The organism is Saccharothrix sp. NRRL B-16348, from assembly GCF_001280085.1.
Lineage (GTDB): Bacteria > Actinomycetota > Actinomycetes > Mycobacteriales > Pseudonocardiaceae > Actinosynnema.
This window is the reverse complement of sequence record NZ_LGED01000244.1, coordinates 42842-63155: the sequence shown is the minus strand read 5'-3', so window position 1 is coordinate 63155 and position 20314 is coordinate 42842. Positions and strand designations below refer to the sequence as shown.

Below are 20314 nucleotides of genomic sequence, written 5' to 3'. Positions count from 1 at the left end.
AGGGCTGTTCGACGACGGCTTGTTCGGCGTCGACCCGGAGGAGAAGGCGGCGCGCATCGCCGCCAACGCGCCGCTGGCCGTGCGGATGCGCCCGCGCACCCTGGACGAGGTGGTCGGGCAGGACCACCTGCTCGGACCGGGCGCGCCCCTGCGCAGGCTGGTGGAGGGCTCGTCGCCCGCCTCGGTCATGCTCTACGGCCCGCCGGGCACCGGCAAGACGACGCTGGCCACGCTCGTCTCCCAGGCGACGGGTCGGCGGTTCGCCGCGCTGTCCGCGCTGTCGGCGGGCGTGAAGGAGGTGCGCGCGGTCATCGAGGAGGCACGCCGCCGCCTCGTCCGCTCCGGCGAGTCGACCGTGCTGTTCATCGACGAGGTGCACCGGTTCTCCAAGACCCAGCAGGACGCGCTGCTCGGCGCGGTCGAGGACCGGATCGTGCTGCTGGTCGCGGCGACCACGGAGAACCCGTTCTTCTCCGTCGTGTCGCCGCTGCTGTCCCGGTCGCTGGTGCTGCAGCTGCGGCCGTTGACCGACGACGCGGTGCGCGTGCTGGTCAAGCGCGCGGTCGAGGACGAACGCGGCCTCGGCGGCACGATCACCGTCGCGCAGGACGCCGAGGACCACCTGGTCCGGCTGGCCGGCGGTGACGCCCGGCGCGCGCTCACGGCACTCGAGGCCGCGGCCGACGCGGTCGGCCCGGGTGGCTCGCTCGACCTGCCGACGTTGGAGGCGACGGTCGACAAGGCGGCCGTGCGCTACGACCGGCAGGGCGACCAGCACTACGACGTGACCAGCGCGTTCATCAAGTCGATCCGCGGTTCGGACGTGGACGCCGCGCTGCACTACCTGGCCCGGATGATCGAGGCGGGCGAGGACCCGAGGTTCATCGCGCGGCGGCTCGTCATCCACGCCAGCGAGGACGTGGGCATGGCGGACCCGACCGCGTTGCAGACGTGCGTGGCGGCGGCGCAGGCCGTGCAGCTGATCGGGCTGCCCGAGTGCGCGCTGAACCTGGCCCAGGCCACCATCCACCTCGCCACCGCCCCCAAGTCGAACGCCGTGACGACCGCGATCGGCGAGGCCATGGCGGACGTGCGCAAGGGCGCGATCGGCTCGGTGCCCGCGCACCTGCGCGACGGCCACTACGCGGGCGCGGCGAAGCTCGGCAACGCCCAGGGCTACCGGTACCCGCACGACGTGCCGGAGGGCGTGCTGACCCAGCAGTACGCGCCGGACGACCTGGTGGGCCGCGACTACTACCAGCCGACCGGCCGGGGCGTCGAACGCGTGATCGCCGAACGCCTCCCGAAGCTGCGCAAGGTCGTCCGCGGCGAGGAGTGACCCTCGGGGGTGTCCGGTTTGCCCGGATACCCCGTTGTGATCAATGAGCCAACCGTGCCGAACGCCGGGCACGCACCGCTGTCGCCCCACTACCTTCCGCCATGACCTGGGGGAAGGGATGAAGGGGGCGAACATGACCGATCCGGAGCACTTGCTCAGGCAGTACGAGGGCAAGCTCGCCGAGGCGCAGCGCAAGAGCGAGGCCATCCGCGAGACCATGGCCGGCCTGCGGGTGACCGAGCGGAGCGCCGACGGGCAGATCACGGTGACCGTCAACGACGCGGGCAACCTCGTCGACCTGCACCTCGGCGCCGCGTTGCAGCGCAAGGACGGCCAGGCCGTCGCGCAGGAGGTGCTGCGCGTCGTGCAGGCCGCGCAGAGCCGCGTGGCGGCGACCGTGCAGGAGGCGATGACGCCCTTGCTCGGCGGCGACTCGCAGGCGATGGACTTCATGGTGGACCGGCTGCGCAGCGCCCAACCGCCACCCCCGCCGCCGGCCGGTGGCTACGGCGCCGAACTCCGGTTCGGCCCGGTCGAGGACGACACCCCACCGCCACCTCCGCCACCTCCGCCTTTGCCACCGCGCCAACCGCGCCCGCGGCACCAGCGACCGGATGACGACGACTTCAGCCAGGGCGGGTTCCTGCGATGACCTACGACATCGACCTCGCGGAGATGGAGTCCCACGCCACGAGGCTGCGTGACGTGGCCAAACGAGTCGGCATCGCCGCGGACGCGGGTCAGGCCACCTCGCACCCGGAGGCGTTCGGCCTGCTCGGCACCCCTCTCGCGGCCATCTGCGGAGCGGCCCAGCACAGCGCCATGACCACCCTGCGCGAAGCCGTCGACGCCGCCGCGGACCACGTGACCCGATTCGACGGGTGGCGCGAGCACGTGCGCGACCACGACGAGACCCAGTCCGAGATCTTCGACGGGATGCACAACGGATGAACGCGCCGAACCCCCTCGTCCGCAAAGGCGAAGAGACCGCGCCCACCGAAGGCGCCGGCCTCTTCCACGACGCGACCGAGGCGGTCAAGACCTTCTCCAAGGGTGACTGGGCCGAGGGACTGGCCAACACCGTCGGTGCGCTGGGTGGTGTGGCCCAGTTCCTGATGGACCCGATCGCCGGACTTCTCAGCGCGGGCTTCGGCTGGCTCATCGAACACGTCGACTTCCTGCGCGAGCCGCTGGACTGGCTGGTCGGTGACCAGCAGACGCTCGACGGCATGGCCAAGACCTGGGCGTCGGTCTCGGACCACCTCACCGAAACGGCCACGGACCTCGGCAACGCGGTGAAGAACGACACCGCCGCGTGGGAGGGTCGCGACTCGGACGCCTACCGCGCGTTCAGCGCCGACCGTGCGGCCACCTACGGGGCGGTCGCGGAGTCGGCCCGCGGCATGTCCGTGCTGATCATGACCTGCAAGACCGTCCTGAAGGTCGTGCGCGACATCGTGCGGGACCTGATCACGGAGGCGGTCGGCAAGCTGATCAGCATCTGCCTGCGCTGGGTCCCCGCCGTGGCGGCGTTCGGGGCCGGTGTCGCGGGAGCGATCGCCGAATGCGTGCCGATGGCGGTCAGGTTCGCCACCAAGGCGATCGAGATGTGCCAGAAGCTCACCAGGGTGTTCAACAAGGCCGGCGGCCTGTTCAACTGGCTGGAAGGCCTGCTGGGAAGGGCGCAGCAGGCGCTGGCCCGCCGTGGCGACACCTTCATCGACGCGCTCAAGGCAAGTCAGGCGGCGGACCTGAAGCGCGTTGACGACTTCGTCAACCGGGGCGCCACCGGTATCCCCGTCGGGACGATCGCGCGCGACGCGTTCGGCGAGGCGAAGCAGGCGATCGTGGACGGGCTGACCGGGCTGCCCAGGGACTTCCCGCTCAAACTCGGCTTCGAGGTCGTCAAGGAAGGCGCCAAGGTCGGTGACGACGGTGGCTGGCTCACCTGGCAGAAGTTGGCGGCGGAGGAGAAGTCGGACGAAGCGGAAAAGCGGGTGGACGCCCGGCGGGACGAAGCGGAACGGCGTGCCGCCGCCCAGCGGAGGGAAGAACAGGGCCGATGAGGAGAGCCGCTCTCAAAGAGGCGCTGCCGGGATTCTTCGCACTGATCGTCATGCCGGTGCTCGGTTTCCTGCTCTGCGCGACCATCATCCACCAATTCGCTGGTCAGTACGGTCCTGACCGGCAGGTTCGCAGCATGTACGCCGTCGCCGTGGAATGCAACCGGCATGGGCCCGTCAGCACCAACGGGTTCGGCTACTGGTACCGGTGCATGGCGGAGATCCACGTGGGATTCCAGGGCGATTTCGGCAATCCCGCGTTCCGCCCGGTGGACTTCCTGAGTCCCGAGGACATCGGCAAGCAGGTCCCGATCAGGGACAACGACGAGCGCCGCGGGCGGGTTTCCTACGAGCGGGGCGCCGATCAGCCCTTGAAGAACTGGGGCTGGCTTGCGCTGCCGTTCGGCCTGCTGTGGTTGGTGCTGACCGGTTTCCTGGCCAGGAACGCGCTGAACAAGGTGAAGCCGACACCCGAGAGCGACAGCGGCGAAGTGCTCATCTGGGGCAAGCGCAAGCAGTGGGTGAACTGGAAGATCCGGGGCTTCGCGTTGCTCCTCGCCATCGTCGTGGCGTCCCAAAGCACCGAGTGGGCATTTCAAGGTTACAGCTTCGAGACCAACTCGGCGGTGGCCTCCTATGCCGTGATCCTGCTGATCGTCGGCAACTCGTTGCGCCGGGGGATCTTCGCGCCGCACGTCACCGTGACGCCGCACGGGCTGAAGTTCGGCAAGGGCAGGAGCCTCGCCTGGCATGAGATCCGCCACGTCGGCTTGTCGAAGCGCGGCGTCCTGGCGATTCACCCGCACGTCGGCGAGGTGGTCACCATCGGCCGGTTCGGGGACGAGCAGGTCGAGAGCATCGACGCCGCGCTGCGCGACAACGGCGAAATCAGTTATGCCCGTGAAGGCGGAGGCGCGATCATGGCCGGATGAACGCCCCGCTCAACGGTCACGCCCTGCTCGACTTCAACTCCCCGCTCTCGGACGCCAAGGCCTACGACCTGATCGGCAGCCTGCACCTGCGGCCCGGGGAACGTGTCGTCGACTACGGCTGCGGGTGGGCGGAGTTGCTGCTCAGGGCGGTGGAGCACGAGCCGAACGCCCGCGGCCTCGGCGTCGACAGCGACGACTACGCCATCACCCGCGGCCGGGCGAACGTCGAGGCCAGGGGGCTGGCGTCCCGCGTCACGCTGGAACTGGCGGACGTCACCAGCTGGGAGGCAAAGCCCGCGGACGTGGCGATCTCGATCGGCGCGTCGCACGCCTGGGGCGGCACCAAGGAGACCCTGGACGCCATGCGCGCCCGCATCCGCCCCGGCGGCACGCTCCTGCTGGGCGACGGCTTCTGGGAGCGGGCGCCCGGCCCGAAGTCGCTGGAGATCTTCGGCGAGGAGGACTTCGGCACCCTCGCCGAGCTGGTCGACCTGGCGATGGCCTGCGGTTACCGCCTGCTGTCGGTCACCACCGCCAACCAGGACGAGTGGGACAGCTTCGAGTCCCGCTGGTGCGCGGCCCGGGAACGCTGGCTGCTGGCGAACCCGGACGACCCGAAGGCCGACGAGGTCCGCGCGATCGTGGACGACCACCGCGACGGCTGGCTCAAGGGCTACCGGGGCGAGTTCGGCCTGGCCTACCTGACCCTGGCCCGCCTCTAGGACCCCGGCCGCCTCGCCCGGCCGGGGATACCGGACGAGGCGGCCGATCTTCACCAGCCGTCCGCCGGGGGGATCGGTGTCACCGAGTGCAGGGGATTGGGCAGGGTGCCCGTCTGCGGGACCGGGGGCCGCGCGGTCAGGTCCTGGTAGCCCAGGGTGATCCGGTAGCCGTTGAGCGGGTAGCGGAGGAACTCCGGGGCGGTCAGGGAGCCTTCGTCCATCCGGTCGGCGAGGGTGGGGAAGTGGTCCCGGTAGGCGTCGACCTCGCCCCGGACCATGCCCCAGAAACGCTCCTCCGGCAACGGCATCAGGGCCGACAGCGGGCGGAAGACGCCGACCAGCAGGGCGTCCACGACGTACTGGCGCAGGATCGGCCACGGCTTGCGCGGCAGCACGGGGTCGTGCGCGTCCGGTTCCAGCCCACGCGCCGGCACCCGGTCCACCGACACGTTCACGTCGTCCACCAGGTCCAGCAGCGCCACCCGGACCGGCACACCGTCGGCGTCCGTGATCACGACGACGTTCTCGCCGTGCGGGTTGAACGTGATGCCGTACGTGTAGAGCACGTGCAGCAGCGGCCGGAGCAGGGCGCGGAGCAGGGCGGCGAACCACGCCGCCGGGTCGGTGGCCCCGATGTACTCCAGCACCAGCGGCCGACCGGCGCGGTCCACGTGCAGCAAGGCCGCCAACGACCACGAGCGCTCACCGAGCCGCAACGCCACCGGCGCACGCCAGATGCACCCCATCGTCTCCAGCCACTGGTACGGCACGGCGCCCGCGCGCGACAGCTGCGGGTGCCGGACGGTCACCGAAGCGACCTCGCCCAGCAGTTCGGTGCCCCACTCGCCGATGAGCTTGTCGGCCGCCCACAGACCCGACAGCCACTGCGTGACGACCGGCGCGGCGAGCGTGCAGTGCGGCGGGATGCCCCGGTACACGGACGTGTTCAGCACCCGCAGCGGCAGCTTGACCTGGTACCGGGCCGGCGAGTCCACGTTGGACATGGTCCGGATGGCCTGGGTCGGCAGGTACCAGTCGGGCGACTCGCCCAGTTCCACGATGCGGCCGGTGGCCAGTTCCGGCGCCCACAACGTCCGCACCACGTGGTCGAGCTGCCACGGGTGCACGGGCAGCCACACGTAGGCCTCCGGGTCGACCCCCGCCTCCTGCAACGACTCGGTGAACCGCTCGACCGTCATCGGGTCCAGCTCCCGCGCCCGCACCGCCTCCTCGGACAGCGACGACGTGCCGCGGAACTCCGCCAGCCCCCGGTGCACGGCCAGCCACGGCAGCCGCACGGGCGTGCGCGCCTCCGGGCTGTGCCGCGCCACGTCGTCCGCCGAGAACCCGACCCGGCCCTTGTTCGCGATCAGCCACGGGTGCCCGGTCAGGTGCCCGTCCAGCTCGGCCTGCGGCAACGGCGCCAGTTCCGCCGCGGGTCGCGCGGTCGACGCGAGCGCCACGTCGGCGGCCAGGGTCGCGGTCACCTCGGCCAGGAAACCGGCGGTCGTGGCCGGGTCTACCCGCAGGTGCCGGAACGCGTCCACCACGAACAGCTGCACGTCGTCGCACGGCTCGACCACGTCGTCACCGAGGATCCCGGCCGCCGCCCGCCGCACCGACCCCGGCTCGACCGCCCACCCGCCGAACGCCGTCCGCCTCGCGGAGAAAACGTAGACCGCGTCGTCGAACCGCAGCTCGTAGCCGGGCTCGTCGAGCGCCGTCGGGGTCAGCAGCCCTTCGAAGCACAGCTCGCCGATCGCCTTCGCCAGCAACGCCGCCGAGCACTCGCGCCACAGGTCAGTCAACGTCGTCTCCCGGAGCGGTGAAGCTGGTGTAGGCGGTGTGCTTGGGCAGCGGGTAGACCTCGCGGCCGGTCACCGCGTTGACGATGGTCGCGTTGCGCACCGCACCGATGCCGAGGTCGGGCGCGGCCACGCCGTGGCTGTGCAGGTCGGCGTTCGCCACGAACACCCGCCCAGTGATCGACGGGTCCAGCGCGATCGAGTGGTCCAGCGCCACGACGTACCGGCCGTGCGCGTCCCTCCGCACGAACGGCTCCAACGGCTCCAGGAACGGCGTCGGCGCCTGCTCGTACCCGGTGGCGGCGACGACGAGGTCGGTGTGGTGCCGGAACGTCCGCCCGGTGTCCCGGTGCGCGCACGTCAGCACCACCTCGGAGCCGGAGACCGACGACGACACCACCGCCACGCCCGGCCGCAGCTCGACCGGCGCGAGCCCGTGCTCCCACTCCCGCCGGTACAGCAGGTCGTGCAGCTCCTCCAACGTCTCCGCCGAGATCGCCCGGTAGTGCCGCCAGTGCTCGGCCCGCAACGCGTCCCGCCGGTCCTGCGGCAACGAGTGGAAGTGCCGCACGTACGACGGCGTGGTCATCTCCAGCACCAGCTTGGTGTAGTCCAGCGGCGCGAACACCGGGGTGCGGGTCAGCCACGTCACCGCCGGCCCGCCGTCGAGGTTGCGCCGCAGCAGGTCGAGCACGATCTCCGCACCCGACTGCCCCGACCCGACCACGGTCACCCGCTCGGCGGACGGCGACCGGTGCAGGTAGTCCGAGCTGTGCACCAGCCGTTCGCCGAGCCCGGCCAACGCGGGCGGCACCGACGGCGTGGTGCCCACCCCGAGCACCAGGTGCCGCGCGTCCACCGAGAACCCCTGCCCCGACACCGCGAACCGGTCGCCCTCCCACCGCACGGACGTCACGGCGTGCGAGAACCGCACCGGCAGCCGGGACGCCGCCCACCTCAGGTAGTCCTCGTACTCGCGCCGGGTCGGGTGGAACCTCTCCCGCACGTAAAACGGGTACAGCCGGTCCGCGTCACGCAGGTAGGCCAGGAACGACAGCGGGTGCGTCGGGTCGACCAACGTCACCAGGTCGGCCAGGAAGCTGACCTGCAGCACCGCGTCACCGAACATCACCCCGCTGTGCCACCGCAGCTCCGGCCGCGCCTCCAGCACCACCACGTCCAGGTCGTCCACCGTCGACGCCAGCGCGGCCAGCCCGAGGTTGAACGGACCGCACCCGATCGCCACCACGTCCACGGGTGTCATCGCGTGCGCACCATCAGCAGGGCCACCTTGTCCGGCAACAACACCTCGCCCACCGGCGCGAACCCGCCCGCGGTGAACGACGCGATCGCCCGCCGGTTGCGCACGTCCGGCTCCAGCAGCACCCGCGTGCACCGCGGGTCGGCGTCGAAGAGGGCCGCGGTCACCAGCGGCAGCAGCTCGCGCACCAGCCCCTGGTCGGTCATCGACAGCTCGCCGACGGCGACGTGCAGCCCGATGTCGTGCGGTCGGGCCTGGTAGACCTGCGCGACCACGTCCCGTGCCGCCCGGTACACCTCCAGGTAGATCACCGGGTCCTCGCCCCGGCTCACCAGCACCGGCAGCGAGTGCCGCCCGGACAGCTGCCGCCGCAGCTCCTCCGCCCACTGCTCGCGCGGCCACGCCTGGTGCCAGAACGCGACCACGTGCGGCGCCTGCATCCAGCGGTGCACCAGGTCCAGGTCGCGGGTGTCCGGGTCGACCACGCGGGCCCGCCAGCCGCCGGTGAGCGCCGGCAGCGGGGGACCGGGCACGGCCGACAGGTCGTCGGTGGGCCGGTAGGCGTCGAGGTGGGTCACGGGGCGCACCTGCCCTCCCTCAACGGGTTGGGCGCGTCGAAGTACACCGACTGCGCGTCCAGCGGCGCCAGCACCTCGTCGATGCCCTCCAGCCTGGTCAGCAGGTTCGCCTTGCACGGCAGCACGTCCGCCTCCAGCCACCGCCGGGCCAGCCGGTCGCCGTCCGGGCCCGCCTCGGCCAGCGCGGGCAGCGCCGCCTCCAGCCGGGCCGCCATCACGCCGAGCAGGTCCCGTTCGTCGGCCAGCCCCTCCACCCCGATGCAGCCGATCACCGCCAACGCCTGGTTGCGCAGCAGGTAGTAGGTGAGCCGGTCGTCCACGATCGCGTCGTCCACGACGGCCAGCGTCGACTCCTCGACGCCCAGCCGCTCCAGGACGCGCGGCAGGTGCGAGGACGCCAGGTAGTAGCCCTGGTTGTCCCGGTAGCGCCCGCCGACCACCCGGCCCGCCGGATCCAGCCGGACCAGCGTGTTCTGCTGGTGCGCCTCCAGCCCGATGCCGGTCTCCGCGTACAGCCGCAGCATCGGCACCAGCACCCGGTCGGTGTAGTCGGCGACCCACTCGGCCGCGTTGAGCCGCAGCACCAGCTCGCCCAGCAGGGAACGCCCGATGCCGGGCCGCGGCGCGACCATGCCGGCCAGGCAGCGGGAGTCGCCGATGTCCTCGGGCACCTCGCGCACGGCCACGTCCAGCCCGGTGACCTCGCCGCCCTCGTCCACCGCGAGCCACGACGGGTCGCGCACGACGCTGAACTCGGGGTGCGCCTTCTCCGTGCCGCTCGCGTAGCCGGACTCCAGCAGCAGGTGCACCTCCGAGCCGCGGCGCAGCTCGGTGGACGTCGACTCGCGCCGCGAGTTCGTGATCCGCAGGCCGAGCGACAGCTTCAGCATCACGGGCGCGCCGGTCCGGTACACCGTGCGCAGGCTGGAGGTCGGCGACCAGGCCGGCCCGAACTCGCCGAGCGGCTCCAGCAGCCCGCGCGAGACCAGCGACGCGATCCGCGGCCTGCTCAGCAGGTCGTGCGCCTGCCACGGGTGCGCGGGCACCAGCACCCGGCCGGGCTCGGGGTCGCGGCCGGCCAGCGTCGACATCAACGTCACCGCGTCCGGGCCGGCCACCGAGCCGTGCGACACGACCTCGCGCGCCGCCGAGAACCAGAACAGCGGGAACGAGCCGCGCAGCTCCGGCGCGTACCGGGCGTTGTCGGCGTCGGACAGGCCGTCCCGGCTCTTGGGCGCGGGGTGGTGCAGGTGCCCGAGCAGCAACCGCTGCTCGCTGTCCAGGAACCGGTCCGCCGGCCCGACGGGCTCACGACGCCGGTAGTCGACGAACTCCGCCACCCGGCGCACCGACTCGGCCGTGCGCTCCACCAGGTCGGCCACGTGCTCGCGAGCCGCCCGCTCCCCGCCGGCCAACTCGGCTCCGACGAGCGCCGCCGCCACCACCGGGTCGGCCGGTCGACCGGCCAGCGTCACGGGCCCGAACCGGTGCCGCCCGGTCGGCGACGCGTACCGCACCTCCGCCTCCAGCGGCAGCCCGAGCACGTCGACCCGCACCCGGTCGGCCACCGGCGCGTTCCGCTCCCGCACCCAACAGCGCAACAACGCCTCCAGGTGCGCGTGCTCCGCGGTCGACCTGGGGTCGCCCTCCAGCGGATCGGGTGTCATGCCGCTCCTTCCACGAGTCGTCGTTCGGCGGCGGAACCGGCTTCGCGGACCAGGGTCAGCAGGGCGGCCAGGTCCGCCTCCCGGGCGTTCGGGTTGAGCAGGGTCAGCTTCAGGCACGTCACCTTGTCCACCTCGGTGCGGCCGATCAGCGCCGAGCCCGCGCGCAGCAACGCCCGGCGCAGTCGCGCGTTCACCTCGTCGGCCAGCGAGTCGTCGGCCGGCCGGTAGCGGAACACCACCGTGGTCAGCGTCGCGCCGCCGACCAGCTCGAACGACGGGTCGGCGGCGATCAGCGCGGCGGCGTGCCCGGCCAGCTCGTGGCACCGGTCCACCAGCGCGCCCAGCCCGGCCCGGCCCAGCGCGAGCAGCGTCGCGGCCACCTTCACCGCGTCCGGCCGGCGCGTGGTCTGCAACGACCGGCCCAGCGCGCCGTCGTAGCCCTCGGCCCGGTCGTCCTCCGGGTTCAGGTAGGCCACCGAGCGCTCCAGCGGCCCGAACAGCGACGCCGACCGCACCAGCAGCACGCTCGCCGCCGCCGGCTGCCAGCCGATCTTGTGCAGGTCCGCGGTCACCGAGTCGGCCAGCGCCAGCCCGTCCACCAGACCGGCCAGCTTCGCCGAGAACACCGCGCCGAACCCGTAGGCGGCGTCCACGTGCAGCCACACTCCGTGCTCGCGGGCGATCTCCGCCAACTCCGGCAACGGGTCCACCGAGCCGAAGTCCGTGGTGCCCGCGGTCGCCACGACGGCCACCGGCGTGCCGCCCGCGCGCAGCGTCGACGCCAGCGCGTCCGGCCGCATCCGCCGCCGCGAGTCCACCGACACCGTGCGCACCGCGTGCTCGCCGAGGCCCAGCGCCGCGCACGCCCGCGCCACCGAGAAGTGCGCGAGCTCCGAGCAGAGCACCACCGGGTCGGGCAGCGCCCCCACCCCGTCGGACCGCACGTCCAGGCCGAGCCGGGCCGCCGCCGCGTCCCGGGCCAGCAGCAACGCGGTCAGGTTCGACAGCGTGCCGCCGGGGGTGAACACGCCGTCGGCGTCGGCGCCCAACCCGGCCAGCCTGGCGAGCGCCGCCACGACCCACCGCTCCACGGCGAGGGCGGCCGGGCCGGAGTCGTAGGTGTCCAGGGAGGCGTTGCCCGCGCTGACGAGCGCGTCGGCCGTGACGGCGACGGCCAGCGGCGGCGGTTGGAGGTGGGCGGCGGCGAACGGGCTCGTCAGGTCGATCCCGCCGTCGGCCAGCGCGGTCGTGACGCGGGCCAGCGCGGCGTCCGCGCCGATGCCGTGCTCGGGCATTTCGCCGAGCACCCGGCGTGCCCTGGCCAGCACGTCGACGGGCCTGCCCGGCGGGATCGGTCGTCCGGAGGAACTGACGGCGAACACGGCACCTCCGACGATCGACTAAGGTTAGGCTTACCTCATCTACTCGGTGTGGTGTGTGTCAAGCCCTCCGTGACCATCCGTGGTGTGACGATCACTCGCGTCACCAACGCTAGCCGCCGCGACCACGATCGAATCGACGCCAAATGGGGGGTCTTGGCGGCGGCGTCCCACCACGTGGCACAGCCCTGCCCTGATCTCGTTCGGAGGCCCCGACGCGGTCGCGGTAACCTTGGCCACCACCTTGAGCCTTGCAATCCACCAGGAGGATCCGTGTCGCCAGGGCAGATCGCCGCGCTGGTCGCCGCCGGCGCGTTCGTGCTGCTTGTGCTCCTGCTGGCGATCCCGTTGATCAAGCTGGGCCGGACGCTGGACGAGGCCACGATCGCCATCCGCAAGGCGCACCAGAACAGCGACCCGATCTTCACCGGCGCGAACACGACGATCACGCACGTGAACACGCAGCTGGAGCGGGTGGACGGGATCACCGCCAACGCCCGCGCGGTCACCGGCAACGTCTCCGCGCTCACCTCCCTGTTCACCGCCACGCTGGGCGGGCCGCTGGTCAAGGCCGCCGCGCTGTCCTACGGCGTCAGCAAGGCCATCCGCGCCCGGCGCGCGGCCAAGGAGGCTCCCAGCAAGCACACTCGACGCAGGGGCAGGCGATGAGGCGGCTGTTCTGGTTCGGGCTCGGCATCGCCGCCGGCGTCTTCGCCGCCCGCAAGGCGGGCCAGGCCGCGCACGCCGCCACGCCCGCCGGCATCGGCGAGAACGTCGGCCAGGGCCTGCGCGAGCTGGCGAGCGCCGTCGGCTCGTTCGGCGCCGAGGTGCGCGCCGGAATGTCGGAGCGCGAACAGGAGTTGCAGGACACCGTGGAACGTCAGACGGGCTTCACGCCGGGTCGGCGAGCGCGCAGGGCGAACGACGCCAGGTAGGTCGTTCGTTCGCCTAGCCGCGCCCTGACTTTCCACACTCCCGAAGGACAAGACCCGTGCAGACCCACGAGATCATCAAGCGCTTCCGCGAGCACTTCGAGAACGCCGGCCACAAGTACGTGCCCAGCGCCTCGCTCCTGCTCGACGACCCGAACCTGCTGTTCGTCAACGCCGGCATGGTGCCGTTCAAGCCGTACTTCCTCGGCGAGGCCCCGCCGCCCGCCCCGCGGATGACGAGCATCCAGAAGTGCGTGCGCACCCCGGACATCGACGAGGTCGGCAAGACCACCCGGCACAACACGTTCTTCCAGATGGCCGGCAACTTCTCGTTCGGCGACTACTTCAAGGAAGACGCCATCCGGCTCGCCTGGGACCTGGTCACCAGGCCGCAGGCCGACGGCGGCTACGGCCTCGACCCGGAGCGCATCTGGGTGACCGTCTACCTGGACGACGACGAGGCCGCCGGCCTGTGGCAGAAGGTCGCCGGGCTGCCGCCCGAGCGCATCCAGCGCCGCGACGTCGAGGACAACTACTGGTCGATGGGCGTGCCCGGCCCGTGCGGCCCGTGCTCGGAGATCTACTACGACCGCGGCCCGGCCTTCGGCAAGGAGGGCGGTCCGGTCGTCGACGAGGACCGGTACCTGGAGATCTGGAACCTGGTCTTCATGCAGAACGTCCGCGGCGAGGGCGGCGCCAAGAAGGACTACCCGATCCTCGGCGAGCTGCCGGACAAGAACATCGACACCGGCATGGGCGTCGAGCGCGTCGCCATGCTGCTCCAGGACGTCGACAACGTCTACGAGACCGACCTCGTCCGCACCGTGATCACCAAGGCCGAGGAGCTGTCCGGCCGCAAGTACGGCGCCGACGAGACCGACGACGTGCGCTTCCGCGTCATCGCCGACCACGCCCGCAGCGGCGTGCTGCTGGTCGGCGACGGCGTCACGCCCGGCAACGAGGCCCGCGGCTACGTGCTGCGCCGCCTGCTGCGCCGCATCGTCCGCTCCGCCCGCCTGCTGGGCGTCACCGAGCCCGTGCTGACCCAGTTCGCCACCGTCGTCCGCGACGCCATGGGCCCGTCCTACCCCGAGCTGGTGTCCGGCTTCGCCCGGATCGAGCAGGTGCTCAAGGCCGAGGAGGACACGTTCCTGCGGACCCTCGACGCCGGGTCGCGGATCTTCGAGAACGCCGCCGCCGAGGTCAAGTCCGACGGCCGCGCCACGCTGCCCGGCGACAAGGCCTTCCAGCTGCACGACACCTACGGCTTCCCGCTCGACCTCACCCTGGAGATGGCCTCCGAGGCCGGCCTCACCGTGGACGAGGACGGGTTCCGCAAGCTGATGGCCGAGCAGCGCGCCCGCGCCAAGGCCGACGCCGCCGGCAAGAAGACCGGCCACGGCGACCAGACCGTGTACCGGGAGCTGCTGGAGCTGGGCGCCACCGAGTTCACCGGCTACACCGAGCTGGCCAGCGAGGCCACGCTGCGCGGCATCGTCAGCGGCGGCAAGCGGGTGAAGTCGGCCCGCGAGGGCGACATCGTCGAGGTCGTGCTCGACCGCACCCCGCTGTACGCCGAGTCCGGCGGCCAGGAGAGCGACGCCGGCACCATCGTCACGGCCAACGCCGAGCTGGAAGTCGTGGACGTGCAGAAGGTGTCCCGCAAGCTGTGGGTGCACCAGGTGCGCGTGGTCAGCGGCGAGATCGCCGAGGGCGAGCACGTCGAGGCCAGGGTCGACCCGGAGTGGCGCGTCGGCGCCCGCCAGGGCCACTCGGGCACGCACGTCGTGCACGCCGCCCTGAGGCAGGTGCTCGGCCCGTCGGCCCTGCAGAGCGGCTCGTACAACAAGCCGGGCTACCTGCGGCTGGACTTCGCCTGGACCGGCGGCCTGTCCGAGGAGGCCCGCAGCGAGATCGAAGAGGTCTCCAACCTGGCCGTCCGCAAGGACCTGCCGGTGCAGGTCGTGTACACGGACATGGGCGGCGCCCAGGAGATGGGCGCCGTGGCCCTGTTCGGCGAGACCTACGACGAGACCGTGCGCGTGGTCGAGATCGGCGGGCCGTGGTCGCGCGAGCTGTGCGGTGGCACGCACGTCGAGCACTCGTCCCAGATCGGCCCGATCACGGTGATCGGCGAGTCGTCCGTCGGCTCCGGCGTGCGCCGCCTGGAGGCCTACGTCGGCATCGAGGCCTTCAAGTACCTGGCCCAGGAGCGGGCCCTGGTGCAGAACGTCGCCGCCATGCTCAAGGTGCCCGACGCCGAGGTGCCCGCCCGGGTCGAGGCCCTGGTCGAGCGGCTGCGGGTGGCCGAGAAGGAGCTGGAGAAGGTCAAGGCCGCCCAGCTCGTGGCCAACGCCGGTTCGCTGGCCGAGCAGGCCCTGGACGTGCGCGGGGTGTCCCTGGTGGCCCTCCGGTTGCCGGAGGGCACGTCGGGCGCCGACGTGCGGACCATCGCCGGCGAGGTGCGCAACCGGCTCGGCGACAAGCCGGGCGTGGTCGGCCTGTTCGCCCCGGACGGCGACAAGGTCAGCTTCGTGGTCGCCACCACGTCCGCCGCCCGTGACCTGGGGTTGGCCGCCGGCAAGCTGGTGCCTGCCTTCGCCCCGGCCGTCGGCGGGCGGGGCGGCGGCAAGCCGGACCTCGCCCAGGGTGGCGGCACGAACCCGGGCGGGGTCGGCGACGCCATCACCGCCCTGCGCGCCGAGGTGGACCGCGCCGTTGAGCAGCGCTGACCGCCCCGGCGTCGACGATCCCGGCCTCGGTCGGAGGCTGGGCGTCGACGTCGGCGCGGTGCGCGTCGGCGTGGCGCTGAGCGATCCGGGCGCGTTCCTCGCGACGCCGCTGGTTACCCTGGCACGTGACGTGAAGACCGGTCGGGACCTGCGGGACCTGGCCGGCCTGGTCACCGAGCACGACGTGGTGGAAGTCGTGGTCGGCCTGCCCCGGACGCTGGCCGGGAAGCACGGGCCGGCGGCGGCGAGCGCGACGGCGTACGCTGCGGCGTTGGCCGAGCGCGTCGCACCGGTTCCGGTGCGGCTCACCGATGAGCGGCTGACCACCGTCACGGCGAGCCGGGTGCTCGCCGAACGCGGGGTGCGGGGCAAGAAGCAGCGCGCCGTCGTCGACCAGGCTGCCGCGGTCGAGATCCTGCAGTCCTGGCTGGACGCACGCGCGCGACAAGTGGCTCGATCCGCAGCGGAGCGAGCCCCCGGAGCTAAGGACGGCTCGTGAACGACGACCTCGGGTTGTTCACCGATCCAGAGACCCGCCACGACGAGCGGGCGGCACGCGGCAGGAGCGACGCCGCGGCCCGCCGCGCCAAGCGCAGGCGCAGGCGGATGATCCTCTGGGTCGTCGTGGCGCTGGTGCTGACCGGCGGCGGTGTCGGCGCGTACTACGGCTACCGCACGTTGAGCGGCATCGGCTCGTACGACGACTTCGCGGGCGCGGGCGAGGCGGACGTGGTGGTCGAGGTCAAGGACGGCGACCTGGTCACCACCATCGCGACCACGCTCAAGGAGCAGGGCGTGGTGGCGAGCGCGCGCGCGTTCACCGAGGCGGGTGCGGACGACTCGCGGGTCACCGCGATCCAGCCCGGGTTCTACCTGATGAAGACCAAGATGTCCGGCGAGGCCGCGGTGGCGCGGATGGTGGACGAGGCGTCCAAGATCGTGCCGCTGGAGGTGAAGGGCGGCAACGTCCTGCACGACCTCACCGCGCAGGACGGCAAGGTCACCAAGGGCATCCTGTCGATGCTGTCCGAAGCCTCGTGCGTCGAGCTGGACGGCGCCAAGCAGTGCGTGACGCCCGAGCAGCTGCGCGACGCGGCGGACAACGCCGAGCCGGCCGCGCTCGGCATCCCCGAGTGGGCGCTGCCCGACGTCGTCGCCGCGCCGAACGTGAACCGGCTCGAAGGTCTCATCGTGCCGGGCCTGTACCACGTCAAGCCGGGCGCGAACGCGGTCGAGCTGCTCAAGGGCGTGATCGCCACGTCCCTGAACCGGCTGCAGGGCTACGGCATCCCCAGCGGCTCGGGCAAGACGGGTTTCCGCCCGTACGAGGTGCTGGTCATCGCCTCCCTGATCGAGAAGGAAGGCGTGACCAAGGACTTCGGCAAGATCTCGCGGGTCATCTACAGCCGGTTGGCGCTGCCGCAGAAGCTGGAGCTGGACTCGACGGTCAACTACAAGCTGGACCGGCCGCACATCACCACCAGCGACGAGGACCGCGAGAGGGCCGGCCCCTACAACACCTACCAGGTGCAGGGGCTGCCGCCGACGCCGATCGGCTCGCCCGGCCGTGAGGCGATCCAGGCCGCGATCACGCCCGAGGACGGGCCGTGGATGTACTTCGTGAAGTGCCAGAAGGACGGCACGTCGTGCTTCACGAACACGTTCGACGAGCACGACGCCGTGTCGAAGAAGGCTCAGCGGGAAGGCGTCTTCTGACCGTGACCCGGGCTCGACGTGCGGCGGTCATCGGCTCGCCGGTGGCGCATTCGCTGTCACCGGTGCTGCACAACGCCGCGTTCGCGGCACTCGGCCTGTCCGACTGGGAGTACACGCGCGTCGAGTGCGTCGCCGATGAGGTGTCCGCCCTGGTCACGGGCTTGGGCTCGGAGTGGGTGGGCTTGTCGGTGACGATGCCCGACAAGCGCGCCGCGCTGGCCGTGGCCACCACCGCGACGTCCCGGGCCGTGCAGGTCGGCGCCGCGAACACCCTGGTGCCGGTCGACGGCGGGTGGCGTGCGGACAACACCGACGTGGACGGCGTCCTCGGCGCGCTGCGTGCCTCGTGCGGCTTCACGTCCGGGTCGCGCGCGGTGCTGCTGGGCGCGGGCGGCACGGCCACCGCGGCGCTGGTGGCGCTGGCGTCCGTGGGCGTCCGCGCGGTCACGCTGGTGGTCCGTTCGGTGAGCCGTGCGGCGGAGGCGGAGTCGTGCGCGTCCCGCCTCGGCCTGGCCCTGGACGTCGTCACGTGGGACGCCGCCGACTTCGCCGCCCTGGCGTCCGCCTCGGACGTCCTGGTCAGCACCGTGCCACCGGACGCGACCGAGCCGATCGCCGGCGCGCTGGCCGAGGCGCCCCACGTCCTGGACGTCATCTACCACCCCTGGCCCACCCCGCTGGCCCACGCCGTGGAGAAACGGGGCCGCACCCTCGCCACCGGCCTCGACATGCTCCTGCACCAGGCCTTCGGCCAGTCGGAGCAGTTCACCGGCCACCCGGCCCCGCGCGAGGCGATGCGCGCCGCCCTCCGCACCGCCACCGACAACCTCCTCCCCCTCCCGCTCGATGCCTGACCGCGTCACGGGTGAGCGGCGGGCGCTGCTCATCTCGGCGGGCGAGTTCACCGATCCGAGGTTGAGCCGCCTGACCAGCGCTCGGGTGGACGGCGCGGCGCTGTCCGACGTGCTCTCCGACCCGGACGTGGGTGGATTCGACGTCCAGTGGTTGGCCGAGCCGACCGCGGACCAGGCCCGGCGCGGCATCGAAGGGTTCTTCAACGACGCGTCCCGCGACGAAGTGCTGCTGTTCTACTACTCCGGCTTCGGCTTGAAGACAGACGACGGCATGCTGCACCTGGCGGCCGTCGACACCGAATCGTCCCTGCTCTCGGCGACGGCGATCCCGGCCACTTTCCTCTCCGACCTGTTCAGCCGGTGTCGCGCGCGGCACGTCGTCGTGATCCTCGATTGCAGTTATTCCGGGTCCTTCGTGGAGGTCGGCCGGATCGCCTCCGGGCAGGCTGTGCTGACTTCGTCGAGAGGGATGGAATTCGCCTACGAGGACCGCGAGGGTGAGGATTTCAGTTCCCTGTTCACCTCGGTGCTGGTCGAAGGCCTGCGCACCGGGAACGCCGACCTCGACGGCGACGGTCTGATCGAGATCCGTGAGCTGTACGACTACATCCGAAACGGCCTGAGGTCGGCAAACCGCCAGACGCCCGTGATGAGCAGCACGCTGACCGGGCCGCTGTACATCGCGGGCGCGCCCAAGGGCGTCCCCACGACGGCTCTTCATCCCGCGCCGACCCCTCTTCCGAGGGAACCGGCCACTCCCGAGACTACGACCGAAGCGCCGGGCGAACCGGACGTGCCCGAACGGGGGGAGCCGACCGAGCCCGACGCCGACGTCGAGTGGTCGACCGACGCACCCGCCGGCCGGGACGACCTGAACCGCGCGTCGTTGGCCGACGTGCTCGCCATGCGACTGCGCGAGGTGCGCCGGGACGAGCCGGGGACTTCGTTCCTCGTGCACGTCGACGGTGCGTGGGGCACCGGCAAGAGCAGCTTGCTCAACTTCCTGGGGCAGCGGCTGGAACGCGAGTTCACCATCGTCCGGTTCGACGCGTGGCGGCAGTCGCGCATCGCCCCGCCGTGGTGGACGCTGCTGGGCGCCACCCGCAAGGAGATCTCCCGTCAGCGGGGCTTCTGGCGGGCCGCCTGGCTGCGCTTGGCGGAGACGTTCGTCCGGGCGCGGAGGTCCGGCGCGCCGTACCTGCTGGCGGTCGTCCTGCTGGCGCTGGCAGCGGCGTCGTTGGTGCTGCTGTGGCCGCGTGGCACGAGCGGCGACCTGCTCACCACCGCGGCGAAGGGCGTGACCACCGTGGCCGGCGCGGTGACCGCGCTGTGGGTCGCCTCCCGGCTGGTGAGCCGCTTCCTGCTGTGGGACTCGGCCCGCGGCGCCCGGCTGTTCGAGCAGTTCACGGCCAACCCGATGGACGAGGTCGCGGCCCACTTCGGGTGGATGTCCGGCAAGTCCGCGAAACCCTTGCTGTTCTTCATCGACGACCTCGACCGCTGTGCGGACACCTACGTCGTCGAACTGCTCGACTCGGTGCAGACCCTGATCAGGGACGCCGGCACGGCCGCGTACTTCATCGTCGCCGCCGACGGGGCCTGGCTCCGCACGAGTTACGAGACCGCCTACAAGGCGTTCGGCGACAGCGTCGCGCTGCCCGGCTACCCGTTGGGCCACCTGTTCCTGGACAAGCTCTTCCAGCTCACCGTGCCGGTGCCCGTGCCCACCGCGAAGGCGAGGTCCGCCTTTCTCGACCGGCTGCTGCGCATCGACTCGGCGGACGACGACGAGGACACCAAGGCGGAAGTGCGGGAAGCGCGCCAACGCATCGCCGAGGGCGAGGAAGCCGAGATCCTGCAAGTCCTGGACGGGGCCAGCGACGACGCGCGCGAGGACTTGGTCACCGACGCCGTGCTCGCCCTCAACACACCGCGCAATCGCAAGCGGACCGAACACGCGCTGCGCCGTTTCCTGCCGTTGCTGGACGCGAACCCCCGCAACGTCAAGAAGTTCTTGAACACCTACAGCGTGCTGCGCTCGGTGCGGGTGCTGGAGAACAACACCGTCGCCTCCGACGTGCTCGCGCTGTGGGCGATCGTGCGGGTGCGCTGGCCCGCCATGGCCGACCACCTGGAGGCCGATCCGGAGGCGGTGCGCGGCATCGTCGAACCGCTGTGGGCGTCCGAGTGCTTCCCCGAACACCTGCGGGAACTGGCCGGGAACGAGGAGTTCCGCACGGTCGTGCTGCGCGCCCCGCTGACGCCGCGACTGATCCGCCGGTGCTGCGGCACCGAGGACTAGCCAGAACGCGAGAGTCCTACGTTCAGAACGCG

At 71.9% G+C, this 20314-nt stretch carries 18 protein-coding genes; 13 read left to right on the top strand and 5 right to left on the bottom strand.

Annotated elements, in window-relative coordinates; genetic code table 11:
• The first annotated feature begins 4 nt into the window (after positions 1–4).
• The 6 genes from ADK67_RS39335 (at position 5) to ADK67_RS39310 (ending at position 5056) form a co-directional block, all read left to right on the top strand.
• Positions 5–1339 (top strand): replication-associated recombination protein A, encoded by a 1335-nt coding sequence (locus tag ADK67_RS39335; RefSeq protein ID WP_442974230.1) that lies wholly within the window; start codon positions 5–7, stop codon positions 1337–1339.
• A gap of 133 nt (positions 1340–1472) precedes the next feature.
• Positions 1473–1991, top strand: coding sequence for a YbaB/EbfC family nucleoid-associated protein (locus ADK67_RS39330; RefSeq protein WP_053721671.1), 519 nt, complete (start codon positions 1473–1475; stop codon positions 1989–1991).
• On the top strand, positions 1988–2290 hold the full coding sequence (locus ADK67_RS39325; protein WP_053721670.1) for a hypothetical protein: 303 nt from the start codon (positions 1988–1990) through the stop codon (positions 2288–2290). The genes ADK67_RS39330 and ADK67_RS39325 overlap by 4 nt, the downstream gene beginning before the upstream one ends.
• A complete protein-coding gene (locus ADK67_RS39320) occupies positions 2287–3405 on the top strand; it encodes a WXG100 family type VII secretion target (protein WP_053721669.1) in 1119 nt (372 codons plus the stop codon). Before ADK67_RS39325 ends, ADK67_RS39320 begins: the two co-directional genes overlap by 4 nt.
• On the top strand, positions 3402–4334 hold the full coding sequence (locus ADK67_RS39315) for a DUF6346 domain-containing protein (protein ID WP_157621377.1): 933 nt from the start codon (positions 3402–3404) through the stop codon (positions 4332–4334). Before ADK67_RS39320 ends, ADK67_RS39315 begins: the two co-directional genes overlap by 4 nt.
• Positions 4331–5056 (top strand): SAM-dependent methyltransferase, encoded by a 726-nt coding sequence (locus ADK67_RS39310; protein WP_053721667.1) that lies wholly within the window; start codon positions 4331–4333, stop codon positions 5054–5056. The genes ADK67_RS39315 and ADK67_RS39310 overlap by 4 nt, the downstream gene beginning before the upstream one ends.
• Before the next feature lie 50 nt (positions 5057–5106).
• Here ADK67_RS39310 and ADK67_RS39305 read toward each other — a convergent pair whose 3' ends face one another.
• From ADK67_RS39305 to ADK67_RS39285, 5 genes are read right to left on the bottom strand one after another with little or no spacing between them, the layout of a single operon-like run.
• Entirely contained in the window at positions 5107–6864 is a 1758-nt protein-coding gene (locus tag ADK67_RS39305) for an IucA/IucC family protein (RefSeq protein ID WP_063797880.1), read from the bottom strand.
• Positions 6857–8125, bottom strand: a complete 1269-nt coding sequence (locus tag ADK67_RS39300) for a lysine N(6)-hydroxylase/L-ornithine N(5)-oxygenase family protein (RefSeq protein WP_053721666.1) — start codon at positions 8123–8125, stop codon at positions 6857–6859. The genes ADK67_RS39305 and ADK67_RS39300 overlap by 8 nt, the downstream gene beginning before the upstream one ends.
• The gene (locus ADK67_RS39295; RefSeq protein ID WP_053721748.1) at positions 8122–8700 is read right to left on the bottom strand and encodes a GNAT family N-acetyltransferase; all 579 of its coding nucleotides are present in this window, start codon (positions 8698–8700) and stop codon (positions 8122–8124) included. The genes ADK67_RS39300 and ADK67_RS39295 overlap by 4 nt, the downstream gene beginning before the upstream one ends.
• Positions 8697–10367 carry an IucA/IucC family protein gene (locus ADK67_RS39290; RefSeq protein ID WP_053721665.1) on the bottom strand — a complete coding sequence of 557 codons (1671 nt, stop codon included), beginning with the start codon at positions 10365–10367 and terminating at the stop codon, positions 8697–8699. Before ADK67_RS39290 ends, ADK67_RS39295 begins: the two co-directional genes overlap by 4 nt.
• Positions 10364–11749, bottom strand: coding sequence for a pyridoxal phosphate-dependent decarboxylase family protein (locus tag ADK67_RS39285; RefSeq protein ID WP_053721664.1), 1386 nt, complete (start codon positions 11747–11749; stop codon positions 10364–10366). Before ADK67_RS39285 ends, ADK67_RS39290 begins: the two co-directional genes overlap by 4 nt.
• 270 nt (positions 11750–12019) lie before the next feature.
• Here ADK67_RS39285 and ADK67_RS39280 point away from each other — a divergent pair, with 270 nt between their 5' ends.
• Genes ADK67_RS39280 through ADK67_RS39250 form a run of 7 tightly spaced genes read left to right on the top strand, consistent with a single transcriptional unit; the run spans position 12020 to position 20282 of the window.
• Positions 12020–12415, top strand: coding sequence for a DUF948 domain-containing protein (locus ADK67_RS39280; RefSeq protein WP_053721663.1), 396 nt, complete (start codon positions 12020–12022; stop codon positions 12413–12415).
• Complete coding sequence (locus tag ADK67_RS39275; protein WP_053721662.1) at positions 12412–12681, top strand: hypothetical protein; 270 nt, start codon at positions 12412–12414, stop codon at positions 12679–12681. The genes ADK67_RS39280 and ADK67_RS39275 overlap by 4 nt, the downstream gene beginning before the upstream one ends.
• Positions 12682–12737: 56 nt before the next feature.
• Positions 12738–15410 (top strand): alanine--tRNA ligase, encoded by a 2673-nt coding sequence (gene alaS, locus ADK67_RS39270; protein WP_053721661.1) that lies wholly within the window; start codon positions 12738–12740, stop codon positions 15408–15410.
• Positions 15397–15909 (top strand): Holliday junction resolvase RuvX, encoded by a 513-nt coding sequence (gene ruvX / locus ADK67_RS39265; protein WP_053721660.1) that lies wholly within the window; start codon positions 15397–15399, stop codon positions 15907–15909. The genes alaS and ruvX overlap by 14 nt, the downstream gene beginning before the upstream one ends.
• Positions 15906–17126 carry an endolytic transglycosylase MltG gene (mltG, locus tag ADK67_RS39260; protein WP_053721659.1) on the top strand — a complete coding sequence of 407 codons (1221 nt, stop codon included), beginning with the start codon at positions 15906–15908 and terminating at the stop codon, positions 17124–17126. Before ruvX ends, mltG begins: the two co-directional genes overlap by 4 nt.
• Positions 17123–17980, top strand: a complete 858-nt coding sequence (locus tag ADK67_RS39255; protein WP_157621400.1) for a shikimate dehydrogenase — start codon at positions 17123–17125, stop codon at positions 17978–17980. Before mltG ends, ADK67_RS39255 begins: the two co-directional genes overlap by 4 nt.
• Positions 17973–20282 carry a caspase, EACC1-associated type gene (locus ADK67_RS39250; RefSeq protein ID WP_053721657.1) on the top strand — a complete coding sequence of 770 codons (2310 nt, stop codon included), beginning with the start codon at positions 17973–17975 and terminating at the stop codon, positions 20280–20282. The genes ADK67_RS39255 and ADK67_RS39250 overlap by 8 nt, the downstream gene beginning before the upstream one ends.
• Positions 20283–20314: the final 32 nt, after the last annotated feature.